Here is a 22947-nt window from a genome sequence, read left to right as displayed (position 1 = left end):
TTAAAAATGATAAAGAAATAATTGAAAGGTAATACGGAAGTATTATCTTTTTTACTAAAAATACATTTTATTAACTAATATTTAGTAAAATATATTGATAAAGTTTACTAAAGTGATAAAATGAGATTGAGAAAGAATGGGGGATAGAAAATGAATCATCAAATTAACCGACTTATTTATTTTGGTTTACAACATCATTTAATTAGCGAAGATGATGAAATTTATGCAGTGAACTTATTATTAGATTTATTTCATTTAGATCATTTTACTAAAGAAGAAATGAGTGAAGAATTAGAAGTGGCGACAGATATTTTAGAAGAAATGTTAGATTATGCTTGTCAAGAAGGCCTCATTGAAGATAATATTACAGAACGAGATCTTTTTGATACGCGCATTATGAATTGTTTAATGCCTCGTCCAAGTGAAGTGATTCAAACATTTAAAGAGTATTATAAAGAAGATTCTAAAAAAGCAACAAAGTATTTCTATGATTTATCTATTGCATCGAATTATATTCGAAAAACAAGAACAGATAAAAATATTCGTTTCAAACAATTTTATAAATATGGTGATATTGAAATTACCATTAATTTATCTAAACCAGAAAAAGATCCAAAAGAAATCATGAAGGCAAAAACAATCAAAGCCAGTGGTTATCCCAAATGCCTTTTATGTAAAGAAAATGTGGGTTTTGCAGGAAACTTTAATCATCCCGCAAGGCAAAATCATCGTATTATCCCATTAATGTTAAATGGATATCGTTATTACATGCAATATTCACCTTATGTTTATTATAACGAACATTGCATTATTTTTAATGAAAACCATCAACCAATGGTCATTAATGAAAATACGTTTAGATCATTATTTTCATTTGTTAAACAATTTCCACATTATATGCTAGGTTCAAATGCGGATTTACCAATTGTAGGAGGATCTATTTTAACACACGATCACTTCCAAGGAGGACATTATATCTTTCCAATAGAAGGAGCGACAGTTGTTAAAGATATATCTTTAGACAAATATCCTGATTTACAAATCAGTGTTTTAAATTGGCCTTTATCAACCATTCGTGTACGTTCAACAAATGATGAACAAATGATTCGATTTGCCTTAGATACTTTAAATAAATGGATCAATTATTCTAATGAAAAATTGGATATTATCGCTTATAGTGAAAAAACAAGACATAATACGATTACTCCAATTGTAAGAAAGAAAAATGGATTGTATGAAATGGATCTTGTTTTAAGAAACAATCGAACAAGTGAAAAATATCCTGATGGTATTTTCCATCCTCATCAAAACTTACATCATATTAAAAAAGAAAATATTGGTTTAATTGAAGTGATGGGACTTGCGGTTTTACCAGCAAGATTAAAAGATGAATTAGAAGTTTTAAAAGAATGTTTATTAGGGAAAAAGAATATTTTAGAAATTTCAAATATGAAAAAGCATGAGGCATGGTATAATGAATTAAAGAGCCATGATTTTAATGAAGATACAGTGGATCAATTACTAAAAGAAGAATTAACACATAAATTCGTTAATGTATTAGAAGATGCGGGTGTCTTTAAAATGAATGAAGAAGGAAAAGAAGCTTTTATTAAATTTGTAGAAATGGTAGGAGAAAAAGAATGAAAAAAGCAAGTTTAGTGATTAAAGAAATTCAAGAGGGAACTTATAATGATGTTTTAAAAGAAGTCTATATTGATGAAAGTCGTATTGAAAAACAACCTCAAAGATATGTAGCAGCAATTGAAAAATTTATTTCACTTTATGGAGATCAAGAAATTGAAATCTATAGTACACCAGGAAGAAGTGAAGTCAGTGGGAATCATACGGATCATCAAAATGGTGAAGTTTTAGCGGCAGCCATCAACTTAGATATTATTGCGGTTGTTTCTAAAAATGATGTCGTTAAAGTTTTATCGGATGATTATGATTTAAAACCTATTTCTTTAGATGATTTATCAAAAAAAGAAGACGAAGTGGGCACATCTGAAGGACTAATGAGAGGAGTTCTTGCCCGTTTTAAAGAATTAGGTTATGCCATTGGTGGATTTAACGCTTATATGACAAGTGATGTTTTACAAGGCTCAGGGTTATCTTCATCAGCAGCCTTTGAAGTTATGATTGGAACCATTCTTTCAGGTCTTTATAATGAAATGAAAGTCGATCCTGTCGTGATTGGACAAGTGGGACAATATAGTGAAAATGTCTATTTTGGAAAACCATGTGGTTTAATGGATCAAAGTGCTTGTTCGGTAGGAAGTTTGATTCATATTGATTTTAAGGATAATAGTAAACCTGTTGTCGAAAAAGTAGATGTTGAATTTTCTTCATTTAAACATAGTTTATGTATCGTAGATGTCCATGCGTCTCATGCAGATTTAACAGATGATTATGCAGCTGTTCCTTATGAAATGAAAAAAGTAGCTCAATTCTTTGGCAAAGAATTTTTAAGAGAAGTGGATGAAAAAGATTTTTATAACCAATTAGTCGCAGTAAGAAAAGAAGTAGGAGATCGTGCGATTTTAAGAGCAATTCATTTATTTAATGAAAATAAACGTGTGGAAAAAGCAGTATCTTCTTTAAAAAATAATGATTTTGATACGTTTAAACAAGTTATTAAAGATTCAGGAGATTCTTCATATAAATACTTACAAAACGTTTATTCAAATAAATATCCAGATAATCAAGCTGTTTCTTTGGCCCTTGCTTTATCAGAAGGTATTTTAGAAAATCATGATGTATGCCGTGTTCATGGAGGTGGATTTGCGGGAACAATCCAAGCCTTTGTGGAAGATGAATACGTTGATCATTATAAAGAAGAAATTGAAAAGTATTTTGGTGAAGGTTCCTGTCATGTCTTAAAAGTAAGAAAATTTGGTGGAATGAAGGTACTTTAAGATGATTAAAATAGAGAAAGTAGAAAATAATATTGATTTAATTACACTTAAAAATGATGAATTAGAAGTTGTTGTTTCTAATTATGGATGTACACTTGTTAAAGTGTTGATGAAAGATCAAGTAGGAAATGTTGATGATGTGGTTTTAGGATATGATGATTTTAAATCTTATCAAACATTAGATGCCTATATTGGGGCGCTTGTTGGAAGAGTTGCTAATCGTATTAAAAAAGGAACTTTTGAATTAAACGGTCAAACTTATCATTTACCAATTAATAATGGACCTAACTCCTTACATGGAGGAATCAAAGGCTTTTCTTATCAAGTATTTGATTATCAAGTGCTTGATGAAACAAGTGTTGAATTCCATTATGTTTCTAAAGATGGGGAAGAAGGATATCCTGGTGAGTTAGATTTTAAAGCAATCTACTCACTTGAAGGCGATACACTTACCATGCATTATCATGCAACTACTTCGAAAGATACGCTTATTAATATTACGAATCATTCGTATTTTAACTTATCTGGCAAAAAAGAAAATGTATATCAACATTTATTAAAAGTTCATGCTGATCGTTTTGCTTGCATTGATCCTGATGGACTTCCTACAGGTGAAATAAAAGATGTCAAAGGAACATCTTTTGATTTCAATGAATTTGCCTATATTGGAGATCGTGTCGATAATGATGATGAACAATTACAACTTGGTAAAGGATTTGATCATCCAATGATCTTTAATACAAAAGAAAACCAAGTTGAATTGGTTCATGAAAAAACAGGAAGAAAATTAACCGTTTCAACGACTTTACCACAAGCACAAATCTATACAGCGAATTATTTAGATGGTCGTCTTGGTAAATATGGACAACATTACAATGCCCGTGATGCCATTTGTATTGAAACACAAAATATGCCGGATGCGATTCATCTAGAAGAAAACCCAAGTACGATTTTAAAAGCAGGCGACACTTATGATGAAAAAACATCTTATAAATTTGAAGTTATAAAAAATCTCTAGAGAAAAAATCTAGAGATTTTTAAATACACGAATTTCTTTCGATTAAAAAACAAGGTAAAAGAATTTTGATCGGTGAAATATTTTCATTATGTTTAAAAGCATCAAAAAGTTGTCTAGCAGCCATAAAGCCCATATCAAACGTTGGCGCAAATACTGTTGTAAGCGGTGGATCGGTATAATTGGTTGTTTCAATATTATCAAAACCAATGATTGATATATCTTCAGGTATTTTGATGTCATATTGTTTTAAAGCACGCATGGCACCAATAGCGATAGGATCGCTTGCTGCAAAAATGGCGGAAGGAAGTTTCTTGTTTTTAATAAGTTCATAAGTCATATTAAAACCAGATTCAATTGAAAACGTTTCTTCGCTTATAGAATAATCAATGTTGTATTCTTTACAATAGTATTCAAAATATTCTTTTCTTTGATCATGATAGAGCTTATCATGAATTATTTCTTTACCACCTAAGTAGGCAATTGAAGTATGTTTTTGACTTAAATAAGAAACCGCATCTTTAACTGCATTTTTAAAATCAAGTAAAATACAACATTCATGAATAGGATCAATATTCATATCTAAAAAAATAACATTTGAACATATCTTTTTATATGTTTCAATATCTTCTTGACTGTATTTCCCAATACAAACTAAACCTTGAATATCTTCTAATTGATTTAAATAATCAACATCTGTTTTAAAAACACGTTTGATAGCAATCTTGTTTTTAAAACAATATTCTTCTACTCCTTGACGAATACTTAAATAATAAGGGTCATTGGATTCTTCAATAGGAGATATCCATTGAATGATTCCTAATGTCATCACTGTATCATAGATTTTTTTATTTTTCTTTTTATAACCAAGCTGATTAGCTGCATCAAGAACACGTTGTCTTGTTTCTTTAGGAACAGACAACGTAGGATCATTATTTAAAATACGTGAAACACTGGCGCTTGATACTTTCGCTAATTCAGCAATATCTTTTATTGTTGCCATAAGAACCTCCAATCTATGGTTATTTTATCATTTAGTAAACTTGAAATCAATATTTACTAAAATATCATCTCCGTTTACAAAACGTTTATTCAAAGGTAAAATAAGGTGTAAAGAAATGAGGTAGTACAATGAAAATAAATGAATCAAAACATGGCTTTGTCGTTAAAAAAAGGACAGAAGTCAGTGAACTTAATGCAATAATGTATGAAATGGAACATATAAAAACCCATTTAAAACTTGCTTGGTTAAAACGTGATGAAGAAAATAAAACATTTGGCATTGCGTTTAAAACCTTACCAAGTGATGATAGTGGGGTTTTTCATATTTTAGAACATTCGGTCTTATGTGGATCTCAAAAATATCCTGTCAAAGAGCCTTTTGTAGAATTAATGAAAAGTTCAATGAGTACTTTTTTAAATGCCTTGACCTTTGAAGATAAAACCTTTTATCCTATTTCATCTAGAAATAATCAAGATTTTATGAATCTAACAAAAGTTTATTTAGATGCAGTTTTCAATCCTTTGATTTTAAATAAAAAAGAAATCTTTTTACAAGAAGGATGGCATATTGAAGCTACAGAAAAACCAACTTATAAAGGGGTTGTTTTAAATGAAATGAAAGGGGCTTTTTCAAGTCCTCGTGAAATTATGATGAATGCGTTGAATCGTGCTTTATTTAAAGACAACTGTTATCAATATGTTTCAGGAGGTAATCCTGAATCCATTACCGATTTAACCTATGAACAATTTATCCAAACTTATCAAAAATATTATCATCCTTCTAATGCCTTTGTCTTTTTAGATGGAGATGTCCCACTTGATGACGTTTTAGAACTTTTAAATCAAGAATATCTTTCTTCAATGGAAGCGAATTTACCAATAGAAGGGCCAATTTATCAACAACCTGTTCAAATTTCTAGACAAGTGGTAGATTATGAAATAGGGGAAGAAGAAAACGCTGAAAATAAATATCGCATGGCCTGGGGAAATGTGATTGGAAGTTATCAAGACTATGAAAAAGTCATTGCGATGCAAGTATTAAGTGATGTTTTATGTGGTGATAATCAAGCGGTTTTAAATAAAGCCCTTTTGGAAAAAGGACTAGCTGAAAATGTTTATTTAGCGATTAATGATGGTGAATTACAAAATTGGTGTCAATTAGAAGTTGATCATATAAAAGAAGAAAACTTAGATCAAGTTAAAGAAATTGTTTTTGATACGCTTCAAACATTGATTAAGAAAGGTATTGATCGTCAACAACTTGATGCGACACTTGCTTATTTAGAATTAAATTTAAAAGAAAGAAACTTTGGGGGATATCCTCAAGGAATTATTTTTGGTTTCCAAGTATTAGAAAGTTGGCTTTATGGAGGTAAACCAGAAGCCCATTTAGAATATGGAAAGATCTTTGATGATTTGAAAAAGAAAGTAAATGAAGGGTATTTTGAAAATCTTATCCAAGAAGTTCTTTTAGAAAATAAACATAGTTGTGAAATTGTATTAAAACCTTCAAAAGAGTTAGGAAAGATTCGTCGTGAAAAAGAAGAAAAGAAATTAACAAATGTTTTAAATTCTATGACAGATGTTCAAAAACAACAATTACAAATAGAACAAAAACAATTAGATGCTTTCCAACAAGCACCAGACACTTTAGAAAACTTAAATACTTTACCAAAATTAAATCTTGAAGATATTGAAGCAAAAGTACAAAAGATTCCTTCAAAGTTGATAGATTTAGAAGGATGCAAAGTTTTAAAACATTCAATAGAAACTAATGGTATTTATTATTATGCTCTTTATTTTAATATAGATCATTTAGATTTAAATCAAATCAGTACCTTATCTTTTATTTGTTCCTTATTAGGAAATATCTCTACAATAAAACATAGTGCTAAAGATCTTTCTACAAAGATTCGTCTTCTTTGTGGAACAATGAATTATTCTATTAATACATATGAAAAAACTAATAAAGAAAATCAAGTTTACTTCAAAGCAACATTTTCTACTTTAGAAGAAAATGAACAAGAAGCTTTACAACTTCTTGTTGAAATCTTACAAGAATCTGTTTTTGATCAAGAAAAAATGATTCGTGATATTTTAAAACAACGTATTATTTCATTAAAACAAGCGATTACTATGTCAGGACATAGTTTATCTATGAAAAGAGTTTTAGCAATGGTAAGTTCTTCGGGTGTTATTGATGAATATAGTAGTGGAATTGCTTATTATAAATGGTTAAAAGAATTAGATGATCATTTTGATTTTGTTGCCTTAAAACAAAAATTAGAAAGTGTTTATCAAAATGTTTGTTTCTATAATCGTTTAACTTTATCTTTTACTGGAAATGATGATACAAACTTAGAAAAACAAGTTCTTTATTTAAAAGAAACATTAAAAATCTCTGATTCTTTAGAAAAAGCAATCATCAAACCTTTTTCTATTAAAAAAGAAGGAATTATAATTCCTTCAGATATTGCCTATGCCTCTAAAGGAGGTTATCTATTAGAGACTTCTAAAATAACACCACTTGCTTCAAACATTATTTCTTTAGCGTATTTATGGAATGCAGTAAGAGTACAAGGAGGTGCTTATGGGACTGGTTTAGTATCGCGTGCTTCAGGATTTACATGTTGTTATTCTTATCGTGATCCAAATGGAAAAGAATCTTTAAAGAAATATGAAAAATGTGGAACATTTTTAAAAGATTATTTAAAGGAAAATCATGATTTAACAGGATTTATTATTGGCACACTTTCAGGATTAATGCCACTTATGATGCCTTATAATATTGGCAAATATGGTGATTTGTATTATTTTAATCAAAAAGATGAAAAAGCAAGACAAAAACAATTGGAAGCTATTTTAAATGTAGATAAGGATGAGCTATTAGAAATTGCGAAAGAAATCGATGAAACTTTAGAAAAAGGTGGAATATGTATTATTGGTGGTAAAAATCAAATAGATCAATGTGATCTTGATGAAGTTATTTCATTATAAAAGAGGTATTTTCAATGTTAGAGAAATATGATGTTTATTTAAGACCATTTAACTGTCAAAGAACATTGCATATTTATTTACCTAATGATTATTATCAAAGTGATGAAAGATATCCAGTTGTTTATATGTTTGATGGACATAATTTGTTTTTGAATAGTGATGCTACTTATGGTAAATCATGGGGCTTAGCTGAATTTTTAAATCATTATGATAAGAAATTGATTATTGTAGGGATTGAATGTAATCATGAAGGGAATGAAAGATTAAGTGAGTATTGTCCTTATAACTTAAATAGTCGTTATTTTGGACGTGTTCAAGGAAAAGGTATTCAAACATTAGATTGGCTTGTTTATGAACTAAAGCCGATGATTGATCAAAAATATAGAACATATCCTTTTAGAGAATGTACAGCCATTGCAGGAAGTTCTATGGGCGGTTTAATGGCTTTTTATGGAGTTATCAAATACAACCAATATATTTCTAAAGCTGCTTGTTTGTCACCGGCCTTTGGCTTATGTAAAAAACGTTTAGAAAGAGATCTTCCTCAAAATTTAAATCCTGATACACGTATTTATATGTCTTTAGGAACGGAAGAATTTAAAAGACCACAACGCTTTATTAAAAATATTCAAGAGTTTAATGATTATATTGTATCTAAAGGTGCAACAAGTTATATCAATATTATTCCTGGAGGTCATCATAATGAAGCTGAGTGGGAAAAACAAAATGAGTTGTATATGAATGTGATGTGGAAATAAGGAGATAAAAAATGATTAAACCTCAACGTTTAAAAAAAGGAGATAAAGTAGCTATTGTAAGTTTATCGGCAGGAACTTTAGGAGAAAAATGGGCTATTCATCGTTATTATATCGCGAAAGAAAGATTAGAAAATGATTTTGGTTTAAAAGTAGTTGTTATGGAAAATACGTTGAAGGGTATTAAATATCTTGATGAACATCCAGAAGCAAGAGCAAAAGATTTAATGGATGCTTTTAAAGATGATTCTATAAAAGCTGTTTTTAATGCAATTGGTGGAGATGATACGATTCGTTTACTTCCATATATTGATTTTGAAGTTATAAGAAATCATCCTAAAATATTTACAGGATATTCTGATACAACAATTAATCATTTGATGATGTATAAAGCAGGGTTGGTTTCTTATTATGGATTAGCGGTGCTAACAACTTTATCTGAATATGTCAAAATGGATGATTATTCATTGAAAATGATGAGAAAAACATTATTCGAGCCAGTACAACAATTGGAAATATACAAAGCACCTTATTACTACGATGACGATGATGAAATGATTCGATGGGATGAAAACAATATAAATGTTTTACGACAATATCATAAAGATGAAAATGGATATGAGGTCATTCAAGGAAATGGTGTTGTTGAAGGTGAATTGTTAGGCGGCTGTTTGGATACTTTTATAGAGGTTTTAGGAACAGAATTATGGCCGGATAAAGAAAAATGGCAAGGTAAAATTATGTTTTTAGAAACAAGTGAAGTAGATATGTCAGAATATCAATTAGCTTGGATATTAAGAAATTTCATGGCACAAGGTCTTTTTGATGTGATAAATGGTATTGTTGTTGGTAAACCATCACGAAGAAAAAAATATGAAATTTATAAAAAAGTTTATCAAAGGGTTATTGGGATAGAAGCGCATCATCCAGAGCTACCAATTTTATATAATGCTAATATAGGGCATGCACTTCCTATAGCTGTCATCCCTTATGGAGTACGTTGTCGTTTAGATTTAGATAAAAAGACATTTACACTATTAGAACCCGCATGTAATCTTTAAAAGATTGAGAAAGTGAATCGTTTTACGATGATAAATATAAAATGAATGTGATGTGGAAATAAGGAGATAAAAAATGAAACCATTTTGGGAAGATGAATATTTAAATAAAGAAAAATCAACATTTGGAAATCCAAGTAAAGAGGTTAAAGAACTTGTTCCGTATTTAAAGAAAGATGCAAAGATACTTGATGTGGGTTGTGGCGATGGAAGACATGCTTTATACCTTGCAAGATTGGGTTTTCAAGTAGATGCATTTGATTTATCAAAAAATGCGATTGAAAAAATAGATTATTTAAAGCAAAAGAATAATTTAAATATTCATACATGGGTATGTGATGTGTTAGATTATCCCTTTAGATATTCCTATGATTTAATAATTGTTCATGGTGTTTTACAATTTATTGATAAAACAAAACAACCACAAGTAATAGAGTTGTTAAAGAAATGGACAAATGTAAATGGATATCATGTTATTGCTTTATTTACAGATGAAGAACCTATTCCAGATGATTTAAAAGATGTTATGGTAGGTGTCTTTAAAAACGAAGAAATTAAAGATTATTATACAAACTGGAAAACTCTAATGTTTGAAAATAAAAAATTTCATGATGAACATGAAAATGGTATTAAGCATCTTCATGCTATGAATAAATTAGTGGTAAAGAAAATAGGGTAAGCAAATATGAAAATAAGATGCTTTGAAGAAAATGATATAAAACCTATTTATGAATTATTAAAAAATGAATTAGGGTATGAAGTTGATTATAGTTTGTTTGTTTTAAGAGTACAAGAAATGATTAAAAATAATTATTTGATTTATGTTGCTTGTATAGAAAATAAAGTTGTTGGTTTTATTGGAATAGAAGTAAGTTATGTCTTTGAACTTCCAAAACAAATAATGAGGGTAAATGCTCTTGCTGTTGATAAAAATTATCAAAACAAAGGGATTGGAAAACATCTTATACAAGAGGTTGAAAAATATGCCAAAATAAATAATATAGCTGCGATTACTTTGAATAGTGGGATTTCTAGAAAAACAGCGCATATTTTTTATGAAAAACAAGGATATTCTAAAAAAGGTTATAGCTTTATTAAATATCTAAAATAGGGGGGGTATAAAATGAATATTGAATTATACGATAAAATCAAAAAACTTTATTTAAAATATCATAAAGAAAAAACATGGAATCATGTAAATGATGTAGCCAAAGAAGCTAAAAAAACTTGCAATTCAATATCATCTAAATATTGAAAAATGTACGATAACAGCTTTGTTGCATGATATCAGTGCAATCTTTTCACCAGATGATATGTATAAATACGTTAAAGAATTAGGGTATCAAATAGATCCAAGTGAAGAAAAATATCATTTCTTATTGTATCAAAGAATTTCTAAAGAAATTGCATATGATTATTTTCATATTGAAGATGAAGATATTTTATCAGCAATTGAATGTCATACAACTTTGAAAAAAAGAAATGAATGATTATGATAAAATTATTTTCTTGGCAGATAAGCTTGCATGGGATCAAGGAGGAATACCTCCTTATTATCAGCCATTAAAAGAAGCAATCAATATTTCTTTAGATAAAGGATGTTATTGGTTTATAGGTTATCAATTTGAAACACATCAACTTCTTATGCCTCATACTTGGTTATTAGAAGCTTATGAAAAATTAAAACAGACAAATGAAGGCAAATAGTGTCGGGAGAAAATCTTTTTTCTTAACTATAATACAAGTACAGTAGAGAAAAGGAGAAAAAACATGGATTGGGTAAATGCAATTGAAAAAGCAATTCAATATATTGAAAACCACTTAGTAGAAGATATAACAGTGAAAGATGTTGCAAAATATGTTCATATTTCTGAATTTTATTTTCAAAAAGGATTTGCTATGTTATGTGGATTTACTATTAGTGAATATATTCGTAAAAGAAGATTATCGCTTGCGGGTAATGAAATTGCTGTAAGTGATATAAAAATTATTGATATTGCCATAAAATATGGATATGATTCGCCAGATAGTTTTACCAAAGCTTTTACACGTTTTCATGGTGTAACACCAACAGTTGCTCGTAAGAAGCATACAACTTTGAAATCCTTTGCTCCACTGAAACTAACAATAGCTTTAGAAGGAGGATATCTTATGGATTACAAGATTGAAAGAAAAAAAGCGTTTAAAGTTATCGCAAATGAAAAAACGTTTGCTTATGAAAATGCTAAAAAAGTCATTCCTGATTTTTGGAAAGAACATTATCAAACAGGTAAAGGAAAAGTTGTTAGAGGAGTTTATGGAATTAACATTGATAAACAAATGGGACAAGAAAACTTTGATTATTTAATTGCAGATCCTTATCAAGAACAAGTTATTCCAGAAGGCTTTGTGTTAGAAACTATTCCTGAATTTGAATGGGCAATTTTTCCATGTGTTGGCGCAATGCCTAAAGCCTTGCAAGATGTAAATATTAAAATATTTACAGAGTGGTTACCGGCGTTAAAAGATTATGAATTTGCTGCTGGATATTGTGTAGAATATTATGATGATCCAACAAAATATCTTAAAGGTACATTGGATGAAAATTATTATTGTGAAATATGGATTCCAATTAAAAAAAGATAAAAGAAATCTCTAATAGAGTTATTTTCTATTAGAGATTTTTATTAGATAAGATATCAATTAAAAATGGAACAACTTTTTCATCAGACATTTCATCTAGAGAAGAAATAAGACGGTATTCACTATGTTCTTCAGGATCTAATTGAATTACATAATCATTTGTATTTTTTAAAGTACAAATATAAACAAGTCGAGTAAACATCGTATTTTTACCTTTGTCAAAATTACTATCTTCATGAATGATTTGTTTTACTTCAACATCTAAATTAACTTCTTCTTTGATTTCTCTAATTAAAGCTTCTACAGGTGTTTCCAAGTCTTCTACAGAACCTCCAGGGATATCCCAATATTCAGGATATACATTTGGTTTACCTCTTTTGATAATACTTCTTTTAATGATAAGATACTTGTCATTGATTTTCATTAAACCATGGACAATAAGTTTGTTTCGAAATTCTTTCATATGATTTTCCTCCTTATGGGTAAGTTTTATTATAAATCTGTTTTCAATAAAAATGCAATGAGAAAAATATGATATAATAAAATCAATAAAGATTAGAGGAAATGTGTATGGATAAAAATAAAAAATGGATTGATTATATTATTGAATTACAAAGTTTAGCACAAGCCGGACTTACTTATGGAAAAGATGTTTATGATCAAGAACGTTATGAACGTATTCGCCAACTTTCCGCTATGATGATGGCAGATATTTCAAATAAACCAGTAGAACAAGTAGAAGGACTTTTTTGTAATGAAGTAGGGTATCAAACACCCAAAATTGATACACGTGCTGCTATTTTTAAAGAAGATAAAATCTTACTTGTACAAGAGAAAAATGGAACATGGTCATTACCTGGTGGTTGGTGTGATGTCAATGTCTCAGTTATGGAAAATACGATAAAGGAAGTAAAAGAAGAAGCAGGACTTGATGTTGTTGTTAAAAATGTCATTGCAATTCAAGATAGAGAAAAACATAATCAACCAATCTATGCTTATAAAGTATGTAAAATATTTATGCTTTGTGAAGTAGAAGGTGGTGTTTTTAAAGAAAATAGTGAAACAATAGGTTTTGATTATTTTACAAAGGACAATCTTCCAATACTTGCTACAGAAAAGAATAATGAAGAACAAATTCAAATGTGTTTTGATGCTTATAAGGCAGGAGAAAAATGGAAAACATATTTTGATTAAGGAGGCATATTTATGGGATTTTTTACGAAGAAAAAACAAACACTATCATTTCCTTTTGATGATCAACAAAATACAGCATGCATTGTATGTTGTCATATTTTAGAAGGACATCCTATTTTATATGTAAGTCATGATGAAGATGACGGTATGTGGCAATTTTTATGTGGAAGCAATCATAATATAGAAGATGCAAGTATTGTTTCTTTATTTGAAGTTTATAACATTGATTATTCTATTTGCTTATTAAAAGACATGCCACGAGGTTATTATGCAATAAGAGAAAATGTAGAAAGTGATTGGATTGTTAAGAAATAATAATGATGGAGGTGTTATCTATGACAATAAAGTTTAGAGGTTATTTAAAAAATAATAATCAGTTAAAAAGTGTTGATGAATCACGATTGGAGAAAATGGCTATTGGATGGATTGACTATCTATTTGTTTTTTTGATTATTTTATATCCTTTAACAAAAAGCTTAAAATTATTAATTTCTAAATATAATGGAAAAATTTTAAATGTATTTTTAATAGATATATTGGGTTTTATTATTGTAATTTTATTAATGATTGTCCATGAATACTTTCATGCAATAACTTTTTCTAAAAAAGAAGATATTTATATTTGGTTTCAGGGGTTTGGAATGATAACACATTGCACAGAAATAAAGAATGTAAAAGAGTATCTTTATACTTTATTGTTACCTAATTTATGTATTACATTGCCATTATCGATTTTTGTAATATTTGTAAAACTATCAAATCCATTGATTTTAAAAATGATAGGATTAGTTTCAAGTATTATAATTTTAGGAGCAATTAATGATCTTGCTACTATAGTTTATATAATTAGAAATAGGAAGCAGATAGAGTATTTACAATTAAGTGGTAAATACATGTATTATAAGAAGAAATAGCATATAGAGGAAAGGTAGAAAAATGAAAAAAAGATATTATTTTATTATTATTTTAGTTATTTTGATTCCTATTTTGATCGTTACGTCTTTAATAAAAGATTCTAATCAAAAACCAGCTATTAAAATTAAAGATAATGAAATCATTACATCTGTACCTAATTGTAGTGAACCAACAATTAAAATAGATAAAATACGAAATATTAAATTATTGGATAATGTTGAAATTGGAAATAAACAAGTAGGTTATAAAGAAGATAAGTGCTATGCAGGTTATTTTGATACACAATTTGGAACATGTTTTATTTATATAAATCCAAATATTCATTCATATATTTATTTTGAAACCAAGGACGACAAATGCTTGATTAATTATGAAAGTGAAGAAAAAACAAAAGAGTTGTATGAAACTATAAAAAATATTTAACCTTAAAGGAGAATTAAAATATTATGGAAAATAAAGATGTTCAAAAAATAGCAAAAATGACAATACAATATGCAAAAGAAATTATTAAACCTGGTATGTCCCTTATTGATTTGAGAAATGATTTAGAGAAGAAAATGCTTGAGTTGGGCGCAGATTCTTTTTGGTATTGGGATGTAGGAGCATTTATTTTTTCAGGAGATGAAACAAATGTTTCAATATCAGGTAAACATTATGTAACTGCAAATAAAACTATACAAAATAATGATATTATTACGATTGATTTATCACCTCAAAATAATAATGTTTGGGGAGACTATGCAAGAACAATTATTATTGAAAATGGGATAGTTGTTGATTGTGTAGGAAATATTGAAAATGAAGAATGGAAAAAAGGATTACAAATGGAAGATAAACTTCATCAAGAATTATTGAAATATGTTACTGTTGAAACAACCTTTGAAGATCTTTATTTTCATATGAATCACTTGATAAAGGAATATGGGTTTATAAATTTAGATTTTTTAGGAAATTTAGGACATTCTATTGTAAATAGAAGTGAAGATAGGATTTATATTGAAAAGGGAAATAAAACAAAATTAATAGATGTAAATTATTTTACGTTTGAACCACATATAAGTGTTTTAAATTCTAAATATGGTTATAAAAAAGAAAATATTTATTATTTTGTTGAAGGAAAATTAGTTGAATTATAACTTATATTTAATGGGGAGTCGTCAATGAAAAAAGATTTTGAAAATTTAAAAAAAATATTTGAACAAGCAAATGAACAACTATTAAATCTTGATATTGATTTATTTGAATCACAAGTATCTGAACAAACAATTTGTGGAGCACTGGCTATAAGATTACATGATATATTAAAAGATACCCAATATTCCAAGTATTATGTTGATATTGAATATAATCGCAATAGAGGTGGAAAATTTAAAAAAATGTCTAAAAGTATACAGGGTCCAGGCGAAGAAATAATAAGAATTAAAACAGATTTAATTGTACATAGTAGAGGCGAATGTGTAGAACGAGATAATTTACTTGCACTTGAAATGAAGAAAAGTTATCGACCTAAAAAGGAGAAGGATGCAGATAGGAGCCGATTAAAATGTTTAACTAAAGATAGCTTTAATCATGAGTGGTCTTTTGATGGAACAGAACCTCCTGAACATGTTTATCGATATGCTATAGGCATATATTATGAGATTGATTTTGATAAAAATACTATCTCAATAGAATATTATCGTAAAGGAAAGTATCATACGAAAGATAAGAAACTCATTAAAAAAGGAACAGATTAATTAAACAAATGTTCCTTTTTTACTTTATTTCATAATGTGATATGCAAAGTTAGCAAAACCATTTTTATCATAAGAAGTAGAAATGTAGTTTACAATTTTCTTTACATCATCTACTGCGTTATTAACAGCACCACTATAATTTACTTTTTTTAACATTTCTAAATCATTTAAATGATCTCCAATTGCATACGTATTTTCTAAATTAATATTAAAATGTTTGCATAAAATATCAATAGCATTTGCTTTTGTTACCGATAAAGAAGATATCTCGGTGTTTAGTTGACCTGAAGAAGTGATTTTGAAATCTTTGTCATATTTTTTATTTATACTTTCTATAAATTTAAAATCATGAGTAATGATTTCTAATTTAAATAAATCTTTATCTTTTGTTTTAAAGTCGTTGATAATTTGCTTAGTAAGAGGGACACTTGAAAATATAATATCATAGTAAACTTGCATACCATAAAGAGCATAATCAATATCAGTAGTTTTAGTCATTGCTAATTGATAAAGTCTTTTTATTAATTGTTTAGATTTATGATAATAAAAGTGACATTGATCGTAAAGAATATAATAGTAATCTAATTTATTACATTGATCGATAATATCAAAAATCTTGTTTTCTTTAATAGGCATATTTGCAAGTAAGAAACCATCTTGTAAATAGATTTGAGCACCATTTAAAGCAATAACAGGTATTTGTAGATGATATTTTTCTAATAGATTTATTTTAATATCATTATAACTACGCCCAGATGCAAAGACGACAATAAAACCTTTATTTTGTAATTGATATAAAGCTTTTAAATTTTCTTCACTAATTTCATGTTGAGCAGTTAAAAGAGTTTTATCTAAATCAGTAAATATAATCTTTTCTTTATTCATAAAAACCTCCTTAATCGTTTGACAATGTTTAAAAATTAAGATAGGATTTTTTTAACTTTAAATTAATATATTTTCTTTAAAACATCATGTTTATAGGTGAGAGTGTAAATAAAATGTCTTGGAATTTATATGATTTAAAGTTTTTCTTTTTCTAACCATTGTACTTTTTTGTTAATGATAAAGTGATCGATAAGCCATAATGTTCCATTAAAAATAATAAGAAAACGATAAGCATTATTTAATGAAAATAATGAGCAGGTAATAAGTGAAATTGAAAGACCAATAATTCTTCCTAGGGCAATTGGAAATTCAGATGCAACAATATATTCGTATTGGTTATAATCGTTGTTTGCTATTTTGGCTAATTGGAATTTAACGGATTGAAAGATTGTTTGATTCCAACAGTAGACAACACCAAGTAAGATATAAGTGATTAATAATATTTTAGGCGATTGAAAAATTCCTAATAAGGACATTATTCCAAAATAAATCATAGAAGCAATTAAATGATAATTCTTTTGATTGGTTCTATTAAATTTACTAGCAATTAAACTTGAACTGAAAATACCAATACAAGCCATAATTGAATTAAATTGACCGATAATTTGTTCGTTAGAAATAATTGTATAAGCAAAAACAGTAAATATCTGATTAAATATTGAATCTCTAATACCGTTACTAAAATTATAATATTTATTAGCATTCCAATATTTGTTACCTTTAAGTTTTAAAACTTCTAATAATCTAATATTTTGATTTAAAGTAAGTCCTTTTATAAAAATAGACATATAAATACCAATAATAAGTAACAAAGCGGATATAAAAAATAAAATATAATAACCTGTTAGTTTAGTATAAATGGAAATAATATAACCTGAAAGTGAAGGCATAATAATTCCAAAAAGATAACTGAATGTTTGTTGATATGAAAAGAAGCGACCTTGTTCACTTTCTTTTACGAGTTGTCCAGTAAGTAGGTTAAACGAAAAATAGTAAAAACCTTGACCAATTCCATTAAAGATACCTAATGGAATTAAAAATAATTGGGCTTGTTCTTTTAATGATAAAATAAGCAAATAATAAGCAATCATTGAAAAGATGCCAGTTTTAAGAAAAGTAACAAGATTTATTTTTGATATAAATTTTGTTCCAATAATAAAAGCAATAAGCAAAGAAACATAGTTAAGAATATTTTGAAATAAGATAATAAATATACTATTTGTTAGTCTTACTAAATAAACATTCAAAAAAACTGAGGCAATATTTGAACCAGCAAGGAATAACATTCCTACAATAAGTAAATATTTTGTTTCCTTTGTTAAAGTATTTTTAATTTTTAGCATTTCTAAAATTTTTAATTGCTATTTTTAATAATTCTGAAACTTCTTCTTGCGAAAGTGAAATGCTATCAACAAGAACATAAGTTGCAATACCATGCGTATAAAATCGAATATTTTGAAAAAGTTGGCAAGCTTCATCAAATGAAATTTGATACTGTTTTTCAATCTTTTTAATAATATTTTGATTGTACGATGATTGAATTATTTGTGATAGCGTTCTTTGACCACCAATATCTGAAATATAAACAGCTTTGAACAGATTTTTTTCTTTTCTTGCAAATTCGATATAGGCATAGCTAACGCGATACAATTCATCATTTTCATCAACATAAATATCTGTAAATTCTCGATAGTATTTATATATTTCTTCAATAAGTTCTTCTTTTAATTCATCCATATTTTTGTAAACCCTAAAAATAGGATTTGTAGAACAATTCATTTCTTTTGCAATACTTCTTGCATTAACTTCCTCAAAACCACTTTTTCTTATTATTTCAAGAGATGAAGTTAAAATATCTTGCTTATTAATTTTTGATTTTGGTGGCATAACAAAACTCCTTTCTTATAAAATAACATTTGTTACGTAACATATGTTATTTTATAATTAAAAATTAAATTTGTCAATGGAACACATCATAGAAGATATTTTAATTCCTCTTTTTTATTATTTGTGTAATATTATAATTCTATTTAGTTAAAGATGTTGATTTATACGGAAATATTAGCTTTTACAGGAGTAGGAATATCAAAATAAAGTAATATGCCGATATCTATAGAAAAGCAGAAGTAGGGTTTAATGATAAAAAAGAGATATTACAGAAAATAGGAATGTTCAAAAAAAAGAAAAATGACAATTCGATGTATAAAAGGAATTATTAAATTTGGTTGTTGATATATAAAAAGTTTCCCATTATGAGAAACTTTGATTTTAAAACTTAATGTTTTTTAATTTTCTTTTTAGCTAACCTTACCATGCTATCATCTAATGTAGTACGTGGGTTTTCTAAATTATAAGTTTTTGCCAAATCTTTGTAATGTTTATCCATGTAATCTTTTATTTCATTAGTTGATTTTGTTTGGAATAGGGTAATTAAGTTTACATCATCTTCTATTTTAAAAATATCATTTAATTTCAAAATAAATTTAGATGTATTTTCTTCGATGTCTGAACTTTCAAAAAAGTAATTTCCTGTGTTTGTATAGATGTTTAAATCTACAAAATAATTAAAGTAAATACTAAATTTTCCAGAATTACGGTGTGACATAAAACCTTTGAAACCACCTTTTAAAAGACCTACAGATGGATTGTAGATTCTATTAACAGGTAAAATTTTGATATTATTAATACTACTAAACGGAATGGTAATATCTACGTTGGATTCATTTTTAATTACTAAAGCATCTTCGTTTAAAATAAGTTGTTGTACATCATCAGAAATACTTGTTACTGAAAATTGTGCTTTTATTCTTTTTTCTTCCATTGCAAAAACCTCCTTTTTAAAAAATAAATTTATTACATCAAAGAACTTTAAATTATGAATAGTCATTTTATCTTTATTCAATTATACCATATAACATGTAGAAATATTGTGATTTAATCAGCTTTTTTATTTGTTGAAATGTTTTTAATGGGTTATAATAAGCACTAATATCATCTATAACAGTATATATCGATTCTTTAAGTTAGATACATTCAAATATATAGAGAGATTGGTTTTAATCATTGCACTTTATAGATAACCAATAGAAATATGTGATATAATTTCATGTAGTTAAGGGAGTTGATTTATATGAAAATATTAGCTTTTACAGGAGCAGGAATATCAAAACAAAGTAATATTCCAACATTTATGGAAAGACCAGATGTAAGAGAAAAACTATTTAGAAGTTATGCCAATACACATCATGAAGAATATAATGAGGTTATTAAACAGCTTAAAGCCAATATGAACGGTGCTAAACCGAATGATGCTCATATTGCTTTAGCTGAATATCATGTACCAATTATTACTATGAATATTGATGGATTGCATAAACTAGCCGGAAGTGATGCTTTAGAATTACATGGTGGTTTACCAGAAGATGATGAAATGGATATTGCGTATTCTTTATATAATAAACCAGTACTTTATGGTGATCCAGCACCAAATTATCAAAAGGCTTATGAGATGGTTTATACATTACAACCAGGAGATATCTTTTTAGTAGTAGGATGTTCATTTCATACAGGAATATCTGTTGATTTAAGAGAAGTTGCGAAAGCTAGAGGAGCAAGAATTATCGAAATACAAGAAGATGCTGCTCATAATGTAAGAAAAGTATTAGAAGAATTATTAAATAATAATTAACTTTTAATGTAGAATAAAAGGAATGGAGGAAATTATTGATATGCAAATGCCGGTATTATTATGTGCGATTTTATTAATAGTTATTTCTATTCCTTTATATTTTGGAAAGGGTTCAAATATGATTGCTGGATATAATGATTTGAGCCAAGTTGATAAAGAAAAAATAAATAGGTTGAGATTATGCAGGGTGTTGGCAATGACATTTGATATAACTGCTATCATTTTAATGTTAGGAGCTTATTCTATTATTAGTATGAATGATACAATAATTTTAGGTGTTATCACACTAATTGTAGGAACTATTTTGAGTAATGTTGTTTCCAAAAATAAGTGAATTAATTGCTATAAAAAATATTAGAAGAATTAATGAAAGGAAGATTAATTAATGAACTCAATTTTAATTAAACCACATCATTTTATTGATATTATTAAATTATACGGATCTGGGATAGATAGATTTGTTCCTGATGAAAAAATGGGACATGATTTTTATAAGGTTGCTAATGAAATAATCGATAACCCATCTATTGATTTAAAACTAACAATTGATGGAGATGACATTTGTAAACCTTGTAAAAAATATCATGAACAATGTATAGATCCATTAACACATATACAAGGATATACAAGTAAAGATGTTTATAATAAAACTTTAGATAAAAGAATTATAAAATTATATAACTTAAATGATGATTATTATACGGCAAAACAATTATGCTCTATAATTCAAAATAATAAAGAATATATCTTTGAAGTCTGGGATGAAGAAGATAATGAGGTAACACAAAAAAGATATGAATTGTTTTTACAAGGGGCTCATAAATTTTTAGATAACATTTAAAGAATAAATATAGGAAGAGGTGATAGATTTGTCAAAAAGGGAAAAAGCATATTTTCATTTACCAGGATTATTTGAATTTTATGAATTATATAAAGTCTTTTTACCATTATTCTATCATCATCGTGAATATTTTTATGATTGGTGTGAAATAGGTTCTATTTATGGAAGTCCTGAAGATTGCTTATGGGGTGGAGGACGTCTTGGTGAAGGAAATCAAAATCCTTATGAAGTTCTTTCACTTATGAATCAATATCATATTTCTTCGCGACTTACTTTCAGTAATTCATTACTTCAAGAAAAGCATCTTCAAGATAAAAGATGTAATGATCTTTGTGCTTTATTTGAAAAAAGTGAGGTTCAAAGTGGGATTATCATTCATTCTGATTTGTTACTAGAATATTTAAAAAAACAATATCCACGTTTTTATTTTGTTTCTTCAACAACGAAAGTTCTTACAAAATTTGAACAATTAGTAGATGAGTTAAAGAAAGATGACTTTTTATATGTTGTCCCTGATTTTCGTTTAAATAAAGTTCAACAATTAGAAAATCTTTTACAAAAAGATATGGATAAAGTTGAATTTTTATGTAACGAATGTTGTTTTATAGGCTGCCTTGAACGAAAGAAATGTTATGAAACGATTAGCCGTCAAAATCTTGGAGAAGATTGTTTAGATCATGTATGCAAAGCTCCGAATTCTCATGAGGGGTATCGTTTTTCTAAAGCTATGCAAAATTCGAGTTTTATTAGTGTTGAAGATATTCAAAATAATTATCTACCAAAAGGCTTTTCTCAATTTAAAATAGAAGGTAGAAGTTTAGGGAGTGCTTTAGTGTTAGAATTTTTACTTTATTATATGGTAAAACCTGAATATCAAATACATGTAAGAGAAGCTATTTATTTAGATAATATGTTAGATTTGTTTTAAAAAATAAGAAGGATAAAACATGTAAAGTGTATAAATTATTAAAGAAATAAAAAGGAGAACATATATGAAAATAGAATATAAAGAAGGTCTTATTGTTTTAAAAGATCAGGATGAAGAAGTCGGTTATATTAAATATGTTAGAAAAGAAGAAAATGTGATTGATGTTATTTCAACAGTTGTTCATGAAAAATATCAAGGTCAAGGAATGGCAGGAAAGCTTTTTGATGCTTTGATGGACTATGCAAAAGACAATTCTATGAAAATAATTCCATCTTGTAGTTATATTGAAAAGAAGCTTATGAAACTACCAAATTCGTGTGACTTTTTGCATAAATAGGGCAAAAAAGTATATTATACGCAAAAAATTAATATTTATGCGTAAAAATAACAATATTT

At 27.6% G+C, this 22947-nt stretch carries 29 protein-coding genes; 23 read left to right on the top strand and 6 right to left on the bottom strand.

The window, feature by feature from the left end; all coding sequences use genetic code 11:
• Positions 1-150 precede the first annotated feature (150 nt).
• Genes LJD32_RS00350 through LJD32_RS00340 form a run of 3 tightly spaced genes read left to right on the top strand, consistent with a single transcriptional unit; the run spans position 151 to position 3933 of the window.
• Positions 151-1644 carry a UDP-glucose--hexose-1-phosphate uridylyltransferase gene (locus tag LJD32_RS00350; RefSeq protein WP_227403793.1) on the top strand — a complete coding sequence of 498 codons (1494 nt, stop codon included), beginning with the start codon at positions 151-153 and terminating at the stop codon, positions 1642-1644.
• Positions 1641-2915, top strand: coding sequence for a galactokinase (locus LJD32_RS00345; RefSeq protein ID WP_227391495.1), 1275 nt, complete (start codon positions 1641-1643; stop codon positions 2913-2915). Before LJD32_RS00350 ends, LJD32_RS00345 begins: the two co-directional genes overlap by 4 nt.
• Before the next feature lies 1 nt (position 2916).
• Entirely contained in the window at positions 2917-3933 is a 1017-nt protein-coding gene (locus tag LJD32_RS00340; protein ID WP_227359624.1) for an aldose epimerase family protein, read from the top strand.
• 19 nt (positions 3934-3952) lie between these two features.
• On the opposite strand, the gene LJD32_RS00335 is transcribed toward LJD32_RS00340, so the two are convergent.
• Complete coding sequence (locus LJD32_RS00335) at positions 3953-4933, bottom strand: LacI family DNA-binding transcriptional regulator (protein WP_119363640.1); 981 nt, start codon at positions 4931-4933, stop codon at positions 3953-3955.
• 128 nt (positions 4934-5061) lie between these two features.
• On the opposite strand from LJD32_RS00335, the gene LJD32_RS00330 reads away from it, so the two are divergent.
• The 9 genes from LJD32_RS00330 to LJD32_RS00295 all read left to right on the top strand — a co-directional run bounded on the left by LJD32_RS00330 (position 5062) and on the right by LJD32_RS00295 (position 12367).
• A complete protein-coding gene (locus LJD32_RS00330; RefSeq protein WP_227391496.1) occupies positions 5062-7929 on the top strand; it encodes an insulinase family protein in 2868 nt (955 codons plus the stop codon).
• A 14-nt stretch (positions 7930-7943) separates the two neighbouring features.
• Positions 7944-8687 carry an alpha/beta hydrolase gene (locus tag LJD32_RS00325; RefSeq protein ID WP_227391497.1) on the top strand — a complete coding sequence of 248 codons (744 nt, stop codon included), beginning with the start codon at positions 7944-7946 and terminating at the stop codon, positions 8685-8687.
• 11 nt (positions 8688-8698) lie between these two features.
• Positions 8699-9745 (top strand): S66 peptidase family protein, encoded by a 1047-nt coding sequence (locus tag LJD32_RS00320; protein ID WP_227391498.1) that lies wholly within the window; start codon positions 8699-8701, stop codon positions 9743-9745.
• 73 nt (positions 9746-9818) lie between these two features.
• Positions 9819-10421 (top strand): methyltransferase domain-containing protein, encoded by a 603-nt coding sequence (locus tag LJD32_RS00315; protein ID WP_227391499.1) that lies wholly within the window; start codon positions 9819-9821, stop codon positions 10419-10421.
• 6 nt (positions 10422-10427) lie between these two features.
• On the top strand, positions 10428-10853 hold the full coding sequence (locus tag LJD32_RS00310; RefSeq protein ID WP_227391500.1) for a GNAT family N-acetyltransferase: 426 nt from the start codon (positions 10428-10430) through the stop codon (positions 10851-10853).
• Between the two features lie 12 nt (positions 10854-10865).
• Positions 10866-10997, top strand: a complete 132-nt coding sequence (locus tag LJD32_RS15205) for a hypothetical protein (RefSeq protein ID WP_264472042.1) — start codon at positions 10866-10868, stop codon at positions 10995-10997.
• Positions 10998-11016: 19 nt separating this feature from the next.
• A complete protein-coding gene (locus tag LJD32_RS00305) occupies positions 11017-11232 on the top strand; it encodes a hypothetical protein (protein WP_264472041.1) in 216 nt (71 codons plus the stop codon).
• Complete coding sequence (locus tag LJD32_RS00300; protein ID WP_227391501.1) at positions 11225-11449, top strand: hypothetical protein; 225 nt, start codon at positions 11225-11227, stop codon at positions 11447-11449. Before LJD32_RS00305 ends, LJD32_RS00300 begins: the two co-directional genes overlap by 8 nt.
• Before the next feature lie 63 nt (positions 11450-11512).
• A complete protein-coding gene (locus tag LJD32_RS00295; protein ID WP_227391502.1) occupies positions 11513-12367 on the top strand; it encodes an AraC family transcriptional regulator in 855 nt (284 codons plus the stop codon).
• Positions 12368-12395: 28 nt separating this feature from the next.
• On the opposite strand, the gene LJD32_RS00290 is transcribed toward LJD32_RS00295, so the two are convergent.
• Positions 12396-12827 carry an NUDIX hydrolase gene (locus LJD32_RS00290; protein WP_227391503.1) on the bottom strand — a complete coding sequence of 144 codons (432 nt, stop codon included), beginning with the start codon at positions 12825-12827 and terminating at the stop codon, positions 12396-12398.
• A gap of 107 nt (positions 12828-12934) precedes the next feature.
• Here LJD32_RS00290 and LJD32_RS00285 point away from each other — a divergent pair, with 107 nt between their 5' ends.
• Genes LJD32_RS00285 through LJD32_RS00260 form a run of 6 tightly spaced genes read left to right on the top strand, consistent with a single transcriptional unit; the run spans position 12935 to position 16209 of the window.
• Complete coding sequence (locus LJD32_RS00285) at positions 12935-13558, top strand: NUDIX hydrolase N-terminal domain-containing protein (RefSeq protein ID WP_106986920.1); 624 nt, start codon at positions 12935-12937, stop codon at positions 13556-13558.
• A 12-nt stretch (positions 13559-13570) separates the two neighbouring features.
• Positions 13571-13873 (top strand): hypothetical protein, encoded by a 303-nt coding sequence (locus tag LJD32_RS00280; RefSeq protein WP_106986921.1) that lies wholly within the window; start codon positions 13571-13573, stop codon positions 13871-13873.
• A gap of 20 nt (positions 13874-13893) precedes the next feature.
• The gene (locus tag LJD32_RS00275; protein ID WP_158570107.1) at positions 13894-14472 is read left to right on the top strand and encodes a DUF3267 domain-containing protein; all 579 of its coding nucleotides are present in this window, start codon (positions 13894-13896) and stop codon (positions 14470-14472) included.
• A gap of 22 nt (positions 14473-14494) precedes the next feature.
• A complete protein-coding gene (locus tag LJD32_RS00270) occupies positions 14495-14896 on the top strand; it encodes a hypothetical protein (RefSeq protein WP_117782460.1) in 402 nt (133 codons plus the stop codon).
• Positions 14897-14919: 23 nt separating this feature from the next.
• On the top strand, positions 14920-15609 hold the full coding sequence (locus tag LJD32_RS00265) for a M24 family metallopeptidase (RefSeq protein ID WP_227391504.1): 690 nt from the start codon (positions 14920-14922) through the stop codon (positions 15607-15609).
• Between the two features lie 24 nt (positions 15610-15633).
• Positions 15634-16209 (top strand): hypothetical protein, encoded by a 576-nt coding sequence (locus LJD32_RS00260; protein ID WP_227391505.1) that lies wholly within the window; start codon positions 15634-15636, stop codon positions 16207-16209.
• Positions 16210-16233: 24 nt separating this feature from the next.
• Here LJD32_RS00260 and LJD32_RS00255 read toward each other — a convergent pair whose 3' ends face one another.
• The 4 genes from LJD32_RS00255 to LJD32_RS00240 form a co-directional block, all read right to left on the bottom strand.
• Positions 16234-17094: a Cof-type HAD-IIB family hydrolase gene (locus LJD32_RS00255; RefSeq protein ID WP_032090449.1), complete on the bottom strand. Its 861-nt coding sequence runs from the start codon at positions 17092-17094 to the stop codon at positions 16234-16236.
• Positions 17095-17228: 134 nt separating this feature from the next.
• Complete coding sequence (locus LJD32_RS00250) at positions 17229-18437, bottom strand: MFS transporter (protein ID WP_032090448.1); 1209 nt, start codon at positions 18435-18437, stop codon at positions 17229-17231.
• Positions 18424-18981, bottom strand: a complete 558-nt coding sequence (locus LJD32_RS00245; protein WP_032090447.1) for a TetR/AcrR family transcriptional regulator — start codon at positions 18979-18981, stop codon at positions 18424-18426. Before LJD32_RS00245 ends, LJD32_RS00250 begins: the two co-directional genes overlap by 14 nt.
• 388 nt (positions 18982-19369) lie before the next feature.
• Positions 19370-19915 (bottom strand): hypothetical protein, encoded by a 546-nt coding sequence (locus LJD32_RS00240; protein ID WP_227391506.1) that lies wholly within the window; start codon positions 19913-19915, stop codon positions 19370-19372.
• 309 nt (positions 19916-20224) lie between these two features.
• On the opposite strand from LJD32_RS00240, the gene LJD32_RS00235 reads away from it, so the two are divergent.
• The 5 genes from LJD32_RS00235 to LJD32_RS00215 all read left to right on the top strand — a co-directional run bounded on the left by LJD32_RS00235 (position 20225) and on the right by LJD32_RS00215 (position 22888).
• On the top strand, positions 20225-20782 hold the full coding sequence (locus tag LJD32_RS00235) for a Sir2 family NAD-dependent protein deacetylase (protein WP_227279516.1): 558 nt from the start codon (positions 20225-20227) through the stop codon (positions 20780-20782).
• A 22-nt stretch (positions 20783-20804) separates the two neighbouring features.
• A complete protein-coding gene (locus LJD32_RS00230) occupies positions 20805-21116 on the top strand; it encodes a DUF3784 domain-containing protein (RefSeq protein WP_227391507.1) in 312 nt (103 codons plus the stop codon).
• A gap of 51 nt (positions 21117-21167) precedes the next feature.
• Entirely contained in the window at positions 21168-21623 is a 456-nt protein-coding gene (locus tag LJD32_RS00225; RefSeq protein ID WP_032090442.1) for a hypothetical protein, read from the top strand.
• A 28-nt stretch (positions 21624-21651) separates the two neighbouring features.
• Positions 21652-22551, top strand: a complete 900-nt coding sequence (locus LJD32_RS00220) for a hypothetical protein (protein WP_227391508.1) — start codon at positions 21652-21654, stop codon at positions 22549-22551.
• A gap of 64 nt (positions 22552-22615) precedes the next feature.
• Entirely contained in the window at positions 22616-22888 is a 273-nt protein-coding gene (locus LJD32_RS00215) for a GNAT family N-acetyltransferase (protein ID WP_032090440.1), read from the top strand.
• The last annotated feature ends 59 nt before the right edge of the window (positions 22889-22947 follow it).

It is taken from the genome of Faecalibacillus sp. TM498, assembly GCF_020589955.1.
Classification (GTDB): domain Bacteria; phylum Bacillota_I; class Bacilli_A; order Erysipelotrichales; family Coprobacillaceae; genus Faecalibacillus; species Faecalibacillus intestinalis.
This window is presented reverse-complemented; position numbering and strand designations above follow the sequence as displayed.